This window comes from Exiguobacterium sp. s121 (assembly GCF_018617245.1).
Lineage (GTDB): Bacteria > Bacillota > Bacilli > Exiguobacteriales > Exiguobacteriaceae > Exiguobacterium > Exiguobacterium profundum.
In genome coordinates this window covers 205,901-221,767 of the sequence record NZ_JACSJV010000001.1, presented here as the reverse complement: position 1 = coordinate 221,767, position 15,867 = coordinate 205,901, and the positions used below count along the sequence as shown (strand labels likewise).

Annotated in this window: 14 protein-coding genes; 2 read left to right on the top strand and 12 right to left on the bottom strand. The window is 47.6% G+C overall.

Annotated features, from left to right (window positions below):
- Positions 1–77: 77 nt before the first annotated feature.
- The gene (locus KOG47_RS01245; protein WP_031422206.1) at positions 78–1,736 is read right to left on the bottom strand and encodes a glycerol-3-phosphate dehydrogenase/oxidase; all 1,659 of its coding nucleotides are present in this window, start codon (positions 1,734–1,736) and stop codon (positions 78–80) included.
- A 261-nt stretch (positions 1,737–1,997) separates the two neighbouring features.
- Between KOG47_RS01245 and KOG47_RS01240 the strand changes: the two genes are divergently transcribed.
- The gene (locus KOG47_RS01240) at positions 1,998–3,113 is read left to right on the top strand and encodes an NADH-dependent flavin oxidoreductase (RefSeq protein WP_196431280.1); all 1,116 of its coding nucleotides are present in this window, start codon (positions 1,998–2,000) and stop codon (positions 3,111–3,113) included.
- Between the two features lie 38 nt (positions 3,114–3,151).
- Here KOG47_RS01240 and KOG47_RS01235 read toward each other — a convergent pair whose 3' ends face one another.
- From KOG47_RS01235 to KOG47_RS01210, 6 genes are all read right to left on the bottom strand, one after another.
- Positions 3,152–4,480 (bottom strand): polysaccharide deacetylase family protein, encoded by a 1,329-nt coding sequence (locus tag KOG47_RS01235; protein WP_074035676.1) that lies wholly within the window; start codon positions 4,478–4,480, stop codon positions 3,152–3,154.
- 114 nt (positions 4,481–4,594) lie between these two features.
- A complete protein-coding gene (locus tag KOG47_RS01230; protein WP_215243624.1) occupies positions 4,595–5,143 on the bottom strand; it encodes a GNAT family N-acetyltransferase in 549 nt (182 codons plus the stop codon).
- A 31-nt stretch (positions 5,144–5,174) separates the two neighbouring features.
- Positions 5,175–6,017 carry a TVP38/TMEM64 family protein gene (locus tag KOG47_RS01225; RefSeq protein ID WP_214690424.1) on the bottom strand — a complete coding sequence of 281 codons (843 nt, stop codon included), beginning with the start codon at positions 6,015–6,017 and terminating at the stop codon, positions 5,175–5,177.
- A 137-nt stretch (positions 6,018–6,154) separates the two neighbouring features.
- Complete coding sequence (locus KOG47_RS01220) at positions 6,155–7,750, bottom strand: CTP synthase (protein WP_074035670.1); 1,596 nt, start codon at positions 7,748–7,750, stop codon at positions 6,155–6,157.
- A gap of 248 nt (positions 7,751–7,998) precedes the next feature.
- Positions 7,999–8,478 carry a DNA-directed RNA polymerase subunit delta gene (gene rpoE / locus KOG47_RS01215; protein WP_074035668.1) on the bottom strand — a complete coding sequence of 160 codons (480 nt, stop codon included), beginning with the start codon at positions 8,476–8,478 and terminating at the stop codon, positions 7,999–8,001.
- Between the two features lie 80 nt (positions 8,479–8,558).
- Positions 8,559–9,884 carry a hypothetical protein gene (locus KOG47_RS01210; protein WP_215243623.1) on the bottom strand — a complete coding sequence of 442 codons (1,326 nt, stop codon included), beginning with the start codon at positions 9,882–9,884 and terminating at the stop codon, positions 8,559–8,561.
- A gap of 170 nt (positions 9,885–10,054) precedes the next feature.
- On the opposite strand from KOG47_RS01210, the gene KOG47_RS01205 reads away from it, so the two are divergent.
- Positions 10,055–11,353 (top strand): globin-coupled sensor protein, encoded by a 1,299-nt coding sequence (locus KOG47_RS01205; RefSeq protein ID WP_215243622.1) that lies wholly within the window; start codon positions 10,055–10,057, stop codon positions 11,351–11,353.
- Between the two features lie 38 nt (positions 11,354–11,391).
- Here KOG47_RS01205 and KOG47_RS01200 read toward each other — a convergent pair whose 3' ends face one another.
- The 5 genes from KOG47_RS01200 to KOG47_RS01180 all read right to left on the bottom strand — a co-directional run bounded on the left by KOG47_RS01200 (position 11,392) and on the right by KOG47_RS01180 (position 15,865).
- On the bottom strand, positions 11,392–13,518 hold the full coding sequence (locus tag KOG47_RS01200; RefSeq protein WP_159562996.1) for a (Fe-S)-binding protein: 2,127 nt from the start codon (positions 13,516–13,518) through the stop codon (positions 11,392–11,394).
- A 92-nt stretch (positions 13,519–13,610) separates the two neighbouring features.
- The gene (locus tag KOG47_RS01195; RefSeq protein WP_078147689.1) at positions 13,611–14,327 is read right to left on the bottom strand and encodes a hypothetical protein; all 717 of its coding nucleotides are present in this window, start codon (positions 14,325–14,327) and stop codon (positions 13,611–13,613) included.
- A 7-nt stretch (positions 14,328–14,334) separates the two neighbouring features.
- Entirely contained in the window at positions 14,335–14,853 is a 519-nt protein-coding gene (locus tag KOG47_RS01190) for a GNAT family N-acetyltransferase (RefSeq protein ID WP_159562997.1), read from the bottom strand.
- A gap of 167 nt (positions 14,854–15,020) precedes the next feature.
- Positions 15,021–15,449 (bottom strand): hypothetical protein, encoded by a 429-nt coding sequence (locus KOG47_RS01185; protein WP_159562998.1) that lies wholly within the window; start codon positions 15,447–15,449, stop codon positions 15,021–15,023.
- A complete protein-coding gene (locus KOG47_RS01180) occupies positions 15,446–15,865 on the bottom strand; it encodes a YwiB family protein (protein ID WP_159562999.1) in 420 nt (139 codons plus the stop codon). The genes KOG47_RS01185 and KOG47_RS01180 overlap by 4 nt, the downstream gene beginning before the upstream one ends.
- Between the last annotated feature and the right edge of the window lie 2 nt (positions 15,866–15,867).

The following is a 15,867-nucleotide window of genomic DNA, read 5'->3' as shown; positions in this document are numbered from 1 at the left end:
TTATTCCGAATCGATGAAACCATGACACAAAAAAGGTTCATCCTATTTAGAATGAACCTTTCCTGCAATGCAGTGCATTACGATTCGACAGTCACAGGCACAACTGCGATTTCAATCTCCTTCTCCACTTCTTCACGCTCTTCTTTCAAACGCTCATCCGACCATTTGAAGACGTCGGCCATGCAACGAAGGACACCTTCTTTGTGTTGACGGACGAAATCGATATCAAAGAACATCGCACCGGTCCGGCGAATCAAGAAGTCGATGGCGCGTACGACCGATTCTTCTTCAATGCCATAAATCAACTGTGCATAGACGACCTCTGGCAAGTCATACGCGTTCGAGTCCATCCGCTCGATGACACGATCGATATTCGATCCGTATAGACGGACGAGTTCTTCCGCGTGCCCCGCGTCGAGACCGTGATTTTGAAGTTCTTTCGTTTTCTTCTCGAGGAAGTCTTTGAACCCTTTCGATCCGCCGACGTGACCACCTGACATCGGCATATGCTTCGTCCGGCTTGCCAAGTAGACGACGCCCTCTTCTTCTTTTAATAATTTCGCGACAAGGTCGACGACCGTTTCTGACATCTTCCGATACCCTGTCAATTTACCGCCGGCAATCGTGATCAAGCCGCTGTCTGACTGCCAAATTTCGTCCTTACGTGAAATTTCAGAAGGGTCTTTTCCTTCCTCATAAATCAACGGACGAATACCCGCCCAGCTTGATTCCACATCATCTGCCGTGACATGAACGTCTGGGAACATATAATGGATTGCATCCAAAATATAATCGCGGTCCTCTGTCGTCATGCGTGGATGCGCTTTGTTTTTATCAAAGAACGTATCCGTCGTTCCGACGTACGCTTTGTTTCCGCGTGGAATGGCAAAGACCATGCGCCCGTCTGGTGTGTCGAAATAAATTGCCTGTTTGAGTGGGAATTTCGATTGATCGATGACAAGGTGAATTCCCTTCGTCAAACGAAGCTGTTTGCCTTTTTTCGAGTTGTCTTCTTCCCGTAACTCATCGACCCATGGACCAGTCGCATTGATGATTTTTTTCGCATAGACGTCATATGTCGACCCATCGATTTGGTCTTCGACGTGTACCCCCGCCACTTTGCCGTTCTCGTAAATCAGCCCGGTCACTTTGGCATAGTTCATAAGAAGCGCGCCGTGATTCGCGGCCTCTTTCGCCACTTCGATTGTCAATCGTGCATCATCCGTCCGATACTCGACATAGTATCCACCACCAACTAAGTCATCTTTTTTGACGAGCGGTGCTTTTTTGATGACTTCATTCGGTTTGAGCATCATTCGACGTTCTGCCCGTTTGACGCCTGCGAGGAAGTCATACACCATGAGTCCGATTGAAGTTGAGAAAGGACCAAACGTGCCTCCCTTGTGCATCGGTAATAGCATCTGTTCCGGTGTCGTGACATGTGGACCGTTCTCATACACGATGGCACGCTCTTTCCCGACTTCTGCGACGAGCGCCACTTCAAATTGTTTCAAATAGCGGAGTCCCCCGTGAACAAGTTTCGTCGAACGGCTTGACGTCCCGGCCGCAAAGTCTTGCATTTCGAGAACCGCTGTCTTCATCCCACGTGACGACGCATCGAGCGCAATCCCTGCTCCGGTTATCCCTCCACCGACAACAAGAACGTCATGACGTTCGCTTGTCAGTTGTTCGTATCGTTTCGCTCGTTCTTTCGCTGAGAAATTTCTGATTTCCATCTTATTCCCTCCTATAGTAAGTACGGTTCAATGAATAGAAAAAGAGACCACAACAAAAACAAGGCTTCCCCCTTCTGTTGTGGTCTCTCTATTGTCTCGAACCGAATATCAACTTTTCTTCTGTATTATACCCTATTCTTTTCAGTTCAATCATCTCTTACGCTTGCGCAATCTGTAATGTGTTCATTCACAAGCATCCGACTCGCATTTTTGAGTCGAGAAGCTTAGACTTCAAGGTATCATGTTGAAGGAGGATTTCAGATGAAACGTATGTTACAACCTTTTCAATTCAAAAATGGGGTCGAAGTACCGAACCGACTCGTCTTGGCTCCGATGACACATTACTCATCAGAACCAACGGGCGAAGTATCCGAGCATGAGCTCGCCTACTATCGGAAACGGGCGCAAAACGTCGGGCTTGCGATTACAGCATGCGCGTACGTGACAGAAGACGGGAAAGGTTTCCCGAACGCATTCGGGGTCAATGACGACAAATTCATCCCGGGTCTCCGTCAATTGGCGGAAAGTTTAAAAGCGGAAGGTGCAAAAGCCATCCTTCAAATTTTCCACGCTGGACGGATGTCACCACCTGAACTCGTCCCGAACGAACAACCTGTCAGTGCAAGTGCTGTCGCGCCTGTCCGAGAAGGCGCCGTCACACCACGTGCCCTCGAGACATCAGAGGTCGAAGCCATTATCGAGGCGTTCGGTGAAGCGACGCGTCGGGCCATCGAAGCCGGGTTTGATGGCGTCGAGATTCACGGAGCGAACACCTACTTGATTCAACAATTCTTCTCACCGCACTCAAATCGCCGTGAAGATCGCTTCGGCGGTGATGTTCATGGACGTTTGACGTTCCCACGCGAAGTCATTCGTCGTGTGAAAGAAGCAGCTGCAGATGCAGAAGACTTCTTAGTCGGCTATCGTTTCTCACCGGAAGAAATCGAAGAGCCAGGAATCACACTCGACGACACGGATGTGTTACTCGATATGATTTTAGAAGAGGGCGTCGATTATATTCACGCTTCTCTCTGGAACTTCAATACAGCTTCCATGCGTGACGAGAATGTCACGGAGCGTTCGATAGACCGCATCGCCAATCGAATCAATGGTGCCATCCCACTCATCGGAGTCGGGCAACTCCAACGTCCGGCCCAAGTGGAAGACGCACTCGACGTCGTCGATTTTGCCGCACTCGGTCGCGAACTGATCATCGATCCACAATGGCTGGAAAAAGTGGAATCGGACCGCGAAGACGAGATCGAGACAGAACTCGACTTGAACAAACAAGCCGAACTCGCTGTCCCAGCTCCGCTATGGAACGCCATCACGACACGTGCCGGTTGGTTCCCAATTAAAGATCAAGAAGTGAAATAAAAAAATGAACCTGCCGTTTATCACGGCGGGTTCATTTACTATTTCAACGTCAAGAGCTCACTCATCGTCACAAACGTGTACCCTTCACGTTTCAGCGCATCGAGAACTTTCGGCAACCCTTCAGCTGTGGACTCATGAATATCATGCATCAAGACAACAGCACTTGGATGGACATTGTCCATAATCAAGCGATACATTTGATCGGCATTACGGTGACTCCAATCAAGAGAATCGACCGTCCATAGTGCAAGGGTCTGCTCCTTTGTCTGAATGATCTGCTCAATCATTTCATTTTTAGCCCCGTATGGTGGACGAACCAATGATGGGCGTTGTCCCGTAAGCCTCTCAATTCGTTCATCAACCTGTTCGAGTTCCTCTTTGACTCCCTTCTCAGACAATTGTGTCAAATCCGGGTGATGTTCAGTATGATTTGCTAGCTCATGACCTGACAACGCTACTTGTCTCGCTACATCAGGATAGAATTCCATCTGACTCCCTAACATAAAGAACGTAGCACGCGCTTGGTATTTCTCAAGTGTCTCAAGAATGTGAGGTGTCACAATCGGATGGGGTCCATCATCGAACGTCAGTGCAACATATTTCCCATTGGGTTCAAGCGGCTTATTTGAGGGACTCATGATTGGAGAATCTTCTTGTGCAGTGGGCGTATCTAATTCGGATAACAAAAACGGCTCAACTTCCTTCATCGGAATATGAACTTCTACCACACCTGCCGCTCCCGCCGCCACTTCATACTCGTCAAATATGACATCTAGACCAGAGGACGTCAGTATCCACTTCGTCGATTTAGGGTGTTTAATCGCTTCACGTAACTGATCCTCAAATACGTATTCTTGATGTTGTAATTGTGTGATGACGCTATGCTTGAACCATTCTAATGCATGTTGGTCATCACGTAAGACATCATCCCATTCAACGAACGTTCCGTCCGAAAGGTTCATCCGAAATACGTCGACAGTGGTTTGACCATTCGCACCACCAGTGAATGCATAAGTATGAACGACTAGCGTGTATTCAGTCTGATTCGTTTGATATGTATCGGTCTGAATATTTAAGTGACCCGTTTGACCGTGACTAGGGGTGAGGTTGTGTTGAAATGCTTCTTTCTTTTCTAAAATGAATGCATCCAGCTCCTCGTTTAGCATTTCATAATCCGTTCTCGGAACAGAGATTGATGTCGTATATCTTTTCGCTTGTTCACTCTCTACCGTTAAGTGTAACCCGGGGTATTGTCCGGTAAAGGATGGTGTCGGAACTTTTTTAATCGTCGGGGCGGCTCCCGCGATGTAATACCATGTGCCCATCCCAATCAATAACATCACAATAACTAACATGTGTCGTTTCATTCTTATTCTCTCCTATTTAATTCAATCGATTCGATTGTAGCAAACTCTTCACGAATGAAATCGTCAATATGGCGACAAATATATACAAAATCATACAAAACAGGTACGTCGTCTTTAAATAGACGGCGTACCTGTTTTCATCCATTCTTCGCGTAACATGCCCATCCGAATCGAATCGTAGCGTTTCGCGTTCACGACACGCACTTGACGAATTCGACCTTCAAGCTGCATCCCTACTTTTTCAGCGACCCGCATCATTCGCTCGTTCCCTGACCATGTCGTCAATCCCACGCGGACGACCGGTAACGTTTCAAACAAATGTTTCGTCCATAGACGAAGGGCACGCGTCCCGACACCTCGATTCCAGCGGTCGGATTGATGCAAGATGATGCCCATCTCGAGCCACTCTCGTCCGGCATCTTCGAAATAATAGGAAACCGTGCCATATACCGTTCCACTGACCTCAATGACCCACATGTCTTCTTTTTTGATGAACGATCGCTCGATTTGCTGAAACTCTTCGTAAGACTTTGACTTGTGTTCGAAGTAAGGCGCGTCCCACTGTTTCCATTCCGGTACCGCATCTCGATAAATCAATTCCCAGAGTCGTGATAGATCCTGTTCTTCAATCGGTCGAATGACCACTTCTTGATCTTGTCGCATGTTGTCTTCCTCTCTATAAATCGTCCTTACCTTATTCTTGTGTCCCGTTCGAATCTCCTTTTTTTCGTTTGCGCCAAATGAACGCAAGAATCAAGACAATCACACTTGCCATGACAGAAGCGATCGCGATTGGACTCGAATCGGTCATAAACAATTGTCCAATCGAGACAGAATAAGCAAGTCCGAACGACGTGACGAGTTTTGCCCCGAACGCGATACCCGCAAAGCGCAGAAACGGTACACGACTAAACCCCGCAGCGAGACAGATGACCTCGTCAGGTAAAATCGGAATGATAAATAAGACGAGCAAGACACCAAGACCGTATCGATCGACATATCGATCGTACGTCTTCAGTTTTTCTTCATCGACCCAACGAATCATGCGCCCTCGACCAAATCGGGCCAGTCCATACATGACAAAGATTCCAAGTGTCGTCGCAACGCTTCCGACCAAAGCGGCACGAAACGGTCCGAGCGCGACACTCCCAATCGGCACGCTGACCGCTTCCGGAACGGGTAACGCAATAGGTTGTAAAAAGCTAAATGCTGCAAACACCCAGACCGCCTGTCGTTCATATTGTTCTAGTAAACGATCCAATCCGTATGTGTCATAAAGGATGAGTCCGAATGAAACATAATAGACGAGAACGAAAATCAAGAAGAGAGAGAACGTGATCTTCCACATCTGCTTTAGGATGACGTTCGAGCCGTCCCGAATCGCCCGAAGTAACCCGACCGAGAGGGCGAGTAAAACAACACCTGTCCAGCCAAGTTGATACGGCAATAAAAGGGAAGGCAAGACGACGAACGGCAACAGACTGAGCGCGACAAGCCCTAATCCATATCCAAGATAAATCGAATGTCGTTCTTTCATGTGCCCTCACCCTCTCCCCGTTCTACTTTTAGTGTACCCACAAAGTGATAGGGATGTATCCTGCCGAAGGCGCTTTCCCTCTCATGCTTTTGACGTAGAAAAACCACGGTCCGCAATGGACCGTGGCTTTCAATCACTTATTCTCCAAGTGATGCTTGGATGAAGTCATGGAATAGACGTTGTGGACGTTCTGGACGCGAAATCAATTCTGGGTGGAACTGTGATGCCACGAACCATTTGTGTTCTGGAATCTCAATGATTTCTACGAGACGACCGTCTGGGCTCGTACCTGAGAACTTGAAGCCTTCTGCTTCAAACGCTTCACGGTATTCGTTGTTGAACTCATAACGGTGACGATGACGCTCGTATACGAGTTCTTGATCGTATGCCGCATGCGCTTTCGTCCCTTTTTCGAGCTTACATGGATAAAGTCCAAGACGAAGTGTGCCCCCAAGATCTTCGATATCTTTTTGCTCTGGAAGAAGGTCGATGATCGGATACGGTGTCGACGGATCGATTTCTGCAGTATGTGCGCCGTCCAACTTCAAGACGTTACGGGCAAACTCGACCGTCGCAAGTTGCATCCCGAGACAGATTCCGAAGAATGGGACGTTGTTTTCACGAGCAAAACGTGTCGCTTCAATCTTCCCTTCGATTCCACGCTCACCGAATCCACCTGGAACGAGGATTCCGTCCGCATCGCCGAGGATGTCTGAGACGTTTTCAGCCGTCACGTCTTCTGCGTTGACCCAGTCGATGTCGATATCCGCGTTGAACGCATAACCCGCATGTTTGAGTGCTTCCGCGACCGAGATATACGCATCACGCAATTCGACATATTTCCCGACGAGTGCGATTTTCACTTTCTTCTCAAGGTGTGTGACCGTGTGGACGAGTTCTTTCCAAGCCGTCATGTCAGCAGCCGGTGAATTGAAACCGAAGTAGTCGTTGACGAGTTGGTCCATTCCTTGTTTTTGAAGGTTGAGCGGTACTTCATAAAGTGTCGATGCGTCTTGCGCCTCGATGACCGCTTCTTTGCGCGTATCACAGAAGAGGGCGATTTTTTCACGCATGTCTTCTGGGATGTCATGCTCCGTACGAAGGACAATGATATCCGGTTGAATTCCGTAGCTGCGAAGCTCTTTGACACTGTGTTGTGTCGGTTTTGTCTTCATCTCACCTGCGGCACGAAGGTAAGGGACGAGTGTACAGTGGACGTACATGACGTTCTCTTTCCCGATGTCATTCTTCACTTGGCGAATCGCTTCGATGAACGGAAGGGACTCGATATCCCCAACTGTTCCACCAATCTCTGTGATGACGACATCGGCGTTCGTCTCGCGTCCTGCACGGAAGACACGGTCTTTGATTTCGTTCGTGATATGCGGAATGACCTGAACCGTCCCACCGTTATAGTCTCCACGACGCTCTTTCTTCAAGACAGTTGAATAAATGCGCCCTGATGTGACGTTCGCGTTTTGCGACAAGTTGATGTCGATAAAGCGCTCATAGTGTCCGAGGTCAAGGTCAGTCTCAGCGCCATCATCTGTGACGAATACTTCTCCGTGTTGATACGGGCTCATCGTACCTGGGTCAATGTTGATGTATGGGTCAAACTTCTGAATCGTGACGTTGAGTCCTCGATTTTTGAGTAGACGCGCGAGCGAAGCTGCCGTGATCCCTTTACCGAGCGAAGATACTACCCCGCCTGTTACGAAAATGTACTTTGTCATGTTTCTTTCTCCTCTCTTGAATACCAACCATCGGGAAACGAAAAAACAAAAAAAGCAAAAGTGCCCCCGAAAATGGAGGACACTTTTGCTGCATCGTTACGTGCTAAACTAGCCCATGACTAATTTACGCCAGAGACGATGCAGTCGTCAAGATATTATTTTTTCTTTTTTTCAAGTCGATGAACACGACTAAAAAAGAAAAAGAGACACGCCTAGCCGGGCGCGATGCCCGGCTTTTTTGCGGTCTCTTATAAATCATCCTCGTCTTCGATATCGAGGTCGTCGTCCAAGTCATCGTCCTTGAAATCGTCAAGGCCTTCTACTTTTTCTTCTTCGTCCTCATCATCAAATTCAGATGAATCATAGTCTTCAACTTTTGCGAATACATCCAAGTCATCCTCGATATCGACGATGCCTTCGTCTGCTTCTTCGAACTCTTCTTCGAATTCGTCAAGTTCACCACGTTGACGTGCTTCGATGACGAGATCCTCATCCGACTTATCGAATGGGTACCAAACACGAAGCGCCCAACGGTTTGCTCCTAAGTTGACGAACAACCCGTCGATGTTCAAATCGGTGTAAAGTTGTGCGATTTTTTCGAGCTCTTCCTCTTCACTCGCAAACGTATAGTTTTGCTTGATTTTTTCGCGAATCTCATCAAAAGAAACAGGCTGTTCGCCAGTTTCTTGGAGAAGTTCATAAACGAAATCAATCAACGATTTATTCATTAAAGGACACTCCTTTTCCGTCACTAGTTAAACATCACTCCTCATTATAAACAAAAGCGATATGAAAAAGCTAGGGAAAATTATGATTCATGTATTCTACTCGGACGAACTCGGAACCAGTACAGGCTGATCAATCCAATATTGAAAATCCACGTAAGTCCTAGAACACCGAACATCCATGCTTTTGGAATTTGAAACGATAATTCCTCGTTGACCGTCTGCCCAACGTACAAACCGTACCCTAACAATCCAATCATTAAGAAGGAGTACGCAACGACCATCCCAAACCGCTTCCACAGCTGCAAGAGCAAGGAAGCAAACTCCTTATTTTCCCCATATTGATCAAACAGATACGTATGGCTTACACTCGAGTACATCGTCTGCGTATACCCACTTACAAATAAGACAGGGATGAACGCAAGTGGCTCGATAAATCCTAGGAAAAAAATGAGGGAGGACACGAGTAACACGAGGTATGGGTGACGTGCGAAATCAAATATACGACTAAATAAAATCCAGCCGATGACGCCTACTAAAAATGGGACAAATACATAAAAAATGAGAACTTGAAACGAGTACAAGGCAAGACTGACAAAGACGGCACCAATTAACGTCCAACCACCGAACAATCCAATCACAAACGACAGCAATTGAACCTGACGGGTGCGACTCGCTCCAATAAAGTCTCGGGCGCGCTTTTGGTACAATAACCATCCAACATAAACGAGCAAAATAATCATTAAGCCAAATACTTCGATATAGCCACGCGCCCCTTCTAAAAGACTGAGCAGACGACTAATCAACGTAAAAACGGTGACTGCGATGAAGGCACGGAGAAAAGAACGAGTTTCAAACTGCCATGTCGCCGATTTTTGAAGCGGTAATTTCCGAACAAAAAACCATGGTAGGATCAAACTGACCAAAAAGAGAGCGATGGCCAGATTGTATGACTGTGTCAATGCATAAGAGAATATCGCAATCCAACCGACTAACATCAGAACCAACGGCCAGGAGCTTCCTTTAGCTTCTTTTGAATCTGGATCAGCAGCTGGTTTCAGTTCGTTTAATTGCGATAAAATCGTCGTCATAATCGACCCGACTCCAATTGATCCAACCCCGACTAAAAAGGCGCTCCATTCAATCGCACGCTCAAACGGGAGAACGAAACAAACGAGACCGACAACGAGTACGACCAAGGCGATTAAAAAGGTATCTTTAGAACCACGGCGTCCAATGACATAAACCCACAATAATAGACCGGACATACTGGCTACATAAAAAATCAAGAATGGAATGAGACGCCCGACACCTTCTTCGACTGCCATAATAGATAAAAATAAGATCTGCGGAAGAATTTGACTACTAAGAGCACTGACAATCGTCAATAGGACAACCATGTTTTTCATGGGATACACTCCTTACATTGAGATTGAATATTCTGTTCCTCAGTCATCCTTTCCCAGATCCATTCGTCTGCGAACCTCTTTCATAACACATTTACTTCTCAGTTTCTTCACTCTTTTGCCGATATAGAAGAGAATGACATTTTAGATATGAAAGAGAAGGAGAAAAATATATGGCACTTTTTCGTAAAACAACATCCAATCACTTCGTTGCCACTACCGGTTTTCCTGAAATCCAGACAATCGCTAAACCAGCCGACTCAAGCTTGAATGGTCGCACTCACTACATGGGATACACGACCTCTCAAGTAAAACGACTGCAAGATATGGCTCCACTCGTCGAGTCAGTACTTGACGATGTACTTGAAAACGTACTCGACCACTTAATGCTGCAACCGGAAATGGTACAGATTGCGAACGCATCATCCACAAGAGAACGATTAAAAAAGGTATTCGCCGATTATTTCCGCAGCCTACTAACAGGGAACATCGATGATAAATTCTTGGCAATGCGGAAACGAATGGGACAGACGCACCACCACTTCGCCGTGCCTGTCGTCTGGTTCTTGGCGACGTACTCGACATTTAATACGTTGCTCATCCCAAAAGTGGTTGAAACGTATCAACACGATCCTGCCCTCTTAAGTGAGTCCCTCTTAGCGTTGTCACACGCGATGAATTTAGACGCACAAATCGTCACCGAACAATACGTCAACGCCCGCCTCGATGAAATCGAGTCTGCGAATCAAGCTCGTGCGTCCCTGTTGAGTGACGTGACACGTGTCAGCACAGAAGTGGCGACTACGATGGAACAAACCGGACACGCCATGTCTGAAACGAGCAATCGTGCTCACCAAGTCCTTGCGGAAACGGAGCAAACGGAAAAAATGAGTCGTCATTTGATGAAGTTGACGCACACGAACGGAAATCAAATCGAACAGATGGAAGTAGAGTTCAAACAGTCGGCCACCTACGTCGATACTTCGCTCGATCGAATTACCGCCCTAAAAGAAGGTTCACAGGATATTGTCAGCATGACCAAGAGCATCGAACAAATTGCTAACCAAACGAACTTACTCGCCTTAAACGCTTCGATTGAAGCGGCTCGCGCAGGAGAACACGGAAAAGGGTTCGCCGTCGTCGCCACCGAGGTACGCACACTTGCGGAGAACGCAAAACAACTGAGCAGTCAAATCAACGCGCTCATTCATGAAAATGAGACGAACATCGCGGCCCTCCTCGAGCAAATGGGGCAAATGCATCGGACGAACGATGAAGCGATGCGCCAACTAAGCACCGTCAAAGCTGGTTTTTCGACCGTTCAGGAAGAAATGGGCCAATACGTTCTTTCTTTCGAACGAAACAAACAAGACCTCGGACAGATGGTCGAGACCATTTCATCGATCAACGAGACGACGCAAGGGTTATCTCACTTGACCTCTTCCCTTCTATCCACCTCTGAGATGCAGTAAACAAACAAGGCACGGTCCGCGGACCGTGCCTTCATGTATTATTGGACAACTGGTTCTGGTATCTCGATGGCCTTCAGCGAGCGATCGAGCAATTCGACGACATCGAACGTGCCGACGGTCTCATCGACTTCCTTCGCTTTTGTTCCATCAGATAACATCGTCAAACAGTACGGACATGCCGAACCGATAACAGTCGGTTTCGTCTCAAGCAACTGTTCTGTCCGAGCCACGTTGACACGTGTCCCGACTTTTTCTTCCTGCCACATGAGACCACCACCGGCTCCACAACACATACCGTTTTCACGGTTACGTGTCGCTTCGACGAGTTCGACACCCGGTATGCGTTCTAGGACGAATCGTGGTGCATCGTAAATGCCGTTATAACGACCAAGGTAACAAGAGTCGTGATAGACGACACGTTCGTTCACGTGAAGGTCTGGCTGAATCCGACCTGTGTCAAGTAACTCCGCGAGCAACTCCGTATGATGATACACCTTCACATCAGTCAAACCGAAGTCCGGATACTCATTTTTGAACGTATTGTACGCGTGCGGGTCGACCGTGACGATTTTCGTCACCCCATACTTCTCAAATAGTTTAATGTTCGCTTCGGCGAGTTCTTGGAACAGCAACTCGTTTCCGATTCGACGTGGTGTATCCCCTGAGTTTTTCTCTTCATTTCCGAGAATGGCGAATGAGACGCCTGCCTTGTTCAAGACGCTCGCAAAGCTCTGCGCGACTTTTTGGCTACGGCTATCGTAAGACCCCATCGCGCCGACCCAGAAGAGATACTCGAATTCCTCGCCTGCTTTTTTCTTCTCTTTCGCCGTCGGGATGACGAGCTCTGTATCCTTACGCCAGTTCTCGCGTTCTTTCCGATTCATTCCCCACGGGTTTCCTTGACGCTCGATATTGGCGACCGTACGCTGTGCCTCAGGGTCCATCTTCCCTTCCATCATGACGAGGTAACGACGAAGGTCAATGATTTTATCGACGTGTTCGTTCATAACCGGACACTGGTCTTCACAGTTACGGCAAGTCGTACAAGCCCAAATTTCTTCTTCCGTGATGACGTTGCCGATCAACTCGTCTGCGACGAGCATATGGCCGTCTTGCGCAGCTGCTGCGATTTCAGCACCTTGCGTGTTTTGGAACATGAGTGCAGGTGCCCACGGTGATTTTCTCGTGACCGCCGCGCCTTTCATATTCATATGGTCACGAAGTTTGACGATTAAGTCCATCGGCGACAACATCTTCCCAGTTCCTGTTGCCGGACAAACATTCGTACAACGCCCGCACTCGACACAGGCATACAAGTCGACGAGCTGCTTCTGGTTGAAGTCTTCAATCTTGTTGACCCCGAAGACAATCTCTTCATCCGACTCTTCCGCTTCTTCCATCGCTGAAAAATCAACAGGTGCCAAGCGACCGACTTTGTGCGTGCGACCGAGCCATACGTTGAGCGTTCCGGCAATCAAGTGTGCGTGTTTTCCTTGTGGGATGTAGACCATGAAGCTGAGCAAGAATAAAAGGTGCATCCACCAAAAGACGACGAATAAAGCGAAAGCGACAGAGCCCGGTACCCAAGCAAACGCTGAGCCGATGAGCGTCGCGACCGGTTCGCCCCACATTGGAAGCTCTTCTTTATAGACGAGGTAAAACCCGTTCCCGAACAATACGGAAACCATCAACCCGCCGATGAAGATGAGGGCAAGACCTGCTAAAAAGTTTCGTTTCAAGCGCACGAGCTTCTCGACGTAACGACGGTAGAATCCCCAAACGACCGCAACGAGAATCATGAGCATGACGATTTCTTGCATGAACGTAAAGATTGGATAAAGCGGACCGAGCGGGATATGCGGGAAACGTGTTCCCACCGCTAGTCCTTTCCAAATAAAATCAATCGCCCCGAATTGGACGAGGATGAAGCCATAAAACATCATGACGTGAATTGCGCCACTCTTCTTATCTTTCAACAATTTCTTTTGACCGAACACGTTGATCATGACCTGTTCGAGTCGTTCTTTGTTCGTTTGGCTCCATTCTGCCTTCTTCCCGAGCTTGATGAACGTATAACGCTGATGAACTAGCGTAGCAAATAAATATACACCATAGCCGAGGACGAGCAAGAATAGAATCCAGTTGACGATTAAAAATGTAGACATCCCCAAAACTCCCCCTTTTGAAAACGGATTCAATCTTGAATTCAGTATATCAAATGATGAATGAACAGTCATTCATTTTTGTGAAGTTCTCATCAGAAGTTTAGAAGATGTTTCAATATGAGCAATAATCCCCCATAGCTGCACACGGCCAATACGAACGTGCGGAAGTGCAAATTTCGGTCGGATGGCAGTTCAAACTTCACGATATTGAGAATCATCGCCCCGGCCACAAAGGCAAAACAGAGCGCTTCGACGTGCGCCGCCAAGTCAATCCAGCGTGAAAAGAACCCACCAAGTAAAATCCCACCACTCAACAAATAGCGTCCTTGTCGCATGTAACGTTCACCATAATGACGATTTAAGTCATGCCCGAGCGCTAAAAAGTGGACACCGAGCGCTGTCGCATAGAAACTTCTCGCAACGAACGTCACCGAGTCGGCTGTCACCACGTACGCCGAGAAGGTCATATAGGCCGTGAGGAGTGTCACCTGTAACCAATACGAAACGGCCCGGTCGACCGCCTCATCTTGAAAGTGAGGGGTACGAACGAACCGCATGGTGCCGTAAAACAACGTGAAACCGATGAGACTGACGATGTAGATTTCTGAAGGTAACGCCAAATTCAACCAATCGACACGAAGCGTGTCCTGGCGTTTGTTTAGGGACGGCAAAAGATACATGAAGAAGTACGTGATGGCGATGCCGCTCGAGAAAGAGAACCATTTTTTCGAAGGAACGGTCTCTTCCCGGAACAAATAGATGCCGAAGAAGTTAATCAGCGCCAAATAGATGATGATCCAGTTCGCCATCTCGTCCTCACCCTTTCAAGTCAATCCAAAACCGCTCGACGACTGTCCCATCTTCTTCCGTATACGGTGTGTCCGCAATGCCACCATTGTTTAAAATGACTTGACGGGAAGCTATATTTGTCCGGTTACACGTGATGAGTGCCCGCTCGATTCCAAGTTCTTTCACTTTCTCAAGCGCAAGTTGCAGTTGGATTGTGGCGAGTCCACGCCCGCGTGCGCTCGGTTTCACCCCATACCCGACATGCCCGCCAATCTTCAAGAGCGATTCGTTCAGCTCATGACGAATGTTCGTCGCGCCAAGAAGCTCCTCCCCGTCCGTGAGCCAATACGTTGTGCTCGGGACCCAACCTTTCTCTATATGTTCACGTAACTCTTTCTGACGTAACGTGTTGACATATGCCTCGAAGTCGGTCGTTTCACGGTCCACTGAAGTCGGGACGATTCGCTCATCACGTTCGTACCATTCTTGTAAAAATGCGAGAATCTGTTCTTTTTGTTCGACAGATGTTTTGATTAGTCTTAACATCACATTTCCCCCTTTAACCATTTCCATTCGCGTTCTCTGTTTGATTTCCTTGTTCCTTCATCTTAGAGAAGATACCTTCGAAATAAAATGGACGTTCTCGTCGAAGTGTGTCCCCTTTCAGGCATGAAAAAAAGTGCCATCCTGTTCAGATGACACTTTTGACATGCTTACTCTTCGAGTCCGAGCCGTTGTGGCATATGTGGCGCGAGTTGTCTCGCTTCTTCCAACCGACCTGCTTCGACGAGCGTATGGAAATGTAAAAACTGTTCATGCGATGCATCACTGATGGCTGCCAAATAATCGACGTACCGATCGTAGACCGCTTTGTCTTCTGACCGCGCCTCAATAAGTGCGATGTACAGGCGAACGGTGTCTTCCCCGTAAAGGAGCGGGAACTCATCGTTCAGTTGAAGCAATTTATCGATTGAATCGATATCGACTCCGTTTTCTTGGTCATAATGCATGATGACTTGTTCAGCATGGTCTTCAAGGCGACCGCGCCACTCTTCATACTCTTCTTCATTCGTTTCGAGCATCTCGAACCAGTCTTCGTTCAACATCTCTTCAATCTTATTTACGCGTTCTGTGAAGTTCATACGCTCTCTCCTCCTTCAAATGTCCATGTGACATGTACTTCGTATATACCCACGTTTTCTTCATTCATGGATAATTCATATACGAACGTACATGACTCTTCAGACACATCGAGTCGCGATGTCGTCGTCGCCATCGTCATCGACATATAGGCATTCTTATATAAGCTTTGCGTGAAGCGACCTTCGATGAAGGAATGGTTCATCTCGATCGGTCCTTTGCAGATGAGCGCCAATCGTTCCGGCGTGTACTTGATTGTCGTCGGGACAGTTCCGTCCTCTTGTTGTTGGTCAAACATTAAAATAAAGCCAGTCTTCAATGGATAGTATACGCCGTCAGCCGATAGTTCGATCGGCTCCGGAATGTCACTCATCCGTGTTGTTTGCTGGACACGCACGCGAAGTGGTTCAATCGCCATGC

Excerpts from the sequence above, each read along its gene's own strand:
- KOG47_RS01245 (WP_031422206.1), bottom strand. The coding sequence starts at position 1,736 with ATGGAAATCAGAAATTTCTCAGCGAAAGAACGAGCGAAACGATACGAA.
- KOG47_RS01240 (WP_196431280.1), top strand. The coding sequence starts at position 1,998 with ATGAAACGTATGTTACAACCTTTTCAATTCAAAAATGGGGTCGAAGTA.
- KOG47_RS01235 (WP_074035676.1), bottom strand. The coding sequence starts at position 4,480 with ATGAAACGACACATGTTAGTTATTGTGATGTTATTGATTGGGATGGGC.
- KOG47_RS01230 (WP_215243624.1), bottom strand. The coding sequence starts at position 5,143 with ATGCGACAAGATCAAGAAGTGGTCATTCGACCGATTGAAGAACAGGAT.
- KOG47_RS01225 (WP_214690424.1), bottom strand. The coding sequence starts at position 6,017 with ATGAAAGAACGACATTCGATTTATCTTGGATATGGATTAGGGCTTGTC.
- KOG47_RS01220 (WP_074035670.1), bottom strand. The coding sequence starts at position 7,750 with ATGACAAAGTACATTTTCGTAACAGGCGGGGTAGTATCTTCGCTCGGT.
- rpoE (WP_074035668.1), bottom strand. The coding sequence starts at position 8,478 with ATGAATAAATCGTTGATTGATTTCGTTTATGAACTTCTCCAAGAAACT.
- KOG47_RS01210 (WP_215243623.1), bottom strand. The coding sequence starts at position 9,884 with ATGAAAAACATGGTTGTCCTATTGACGATTGTCAGTGCTCTTAGTAGT.
- KOG47_RS01205 (WP_215243622.1), top strand. The coding sequence starts at position 10,055 with ATGGCACTTTTTCGTAAAACAACATCCAATCACTTCGTTGCCACTACC.
- KOG47_RS01200 (WP_159562996.1), bottom strand. The coding sequence starts at position 13,518 with ATGTCTACATTTTTAATCGTCAACTGGATTCTATTCTTGCTCGTCCTC.
- KOG47_RS01195 (WP_078147689.1), bottom strand. The coding sequence starts at position 14,327 with ATGGCGAACTGGATCATCATCTATTTGGCGCTGATTAACTTCTTCGGC.
- KOG47_RS01190 (WP_159562997.1), bottom strand. The coding sequence starts at position 14,853 with ATGTTAAGACTAATCAAAACATCTGTCGAACAAAAAGAACAGATTCTC.
- KOG47_RS01185 (WP_159562998.1), bottom strand. The coding sequence starts at position 15,449 with ATGAACTTCACAGAACGCGTAAATAAGATTGAAGAGATGTTGAACGAA.
- KOG47_RS01180 (WP_159562999.1), bottom strand. The coding sequence starts at position 15,865 with ATGGCGATTGAACCACTTCGCGTGCGTGTCCAGCAAACAACACGGATG.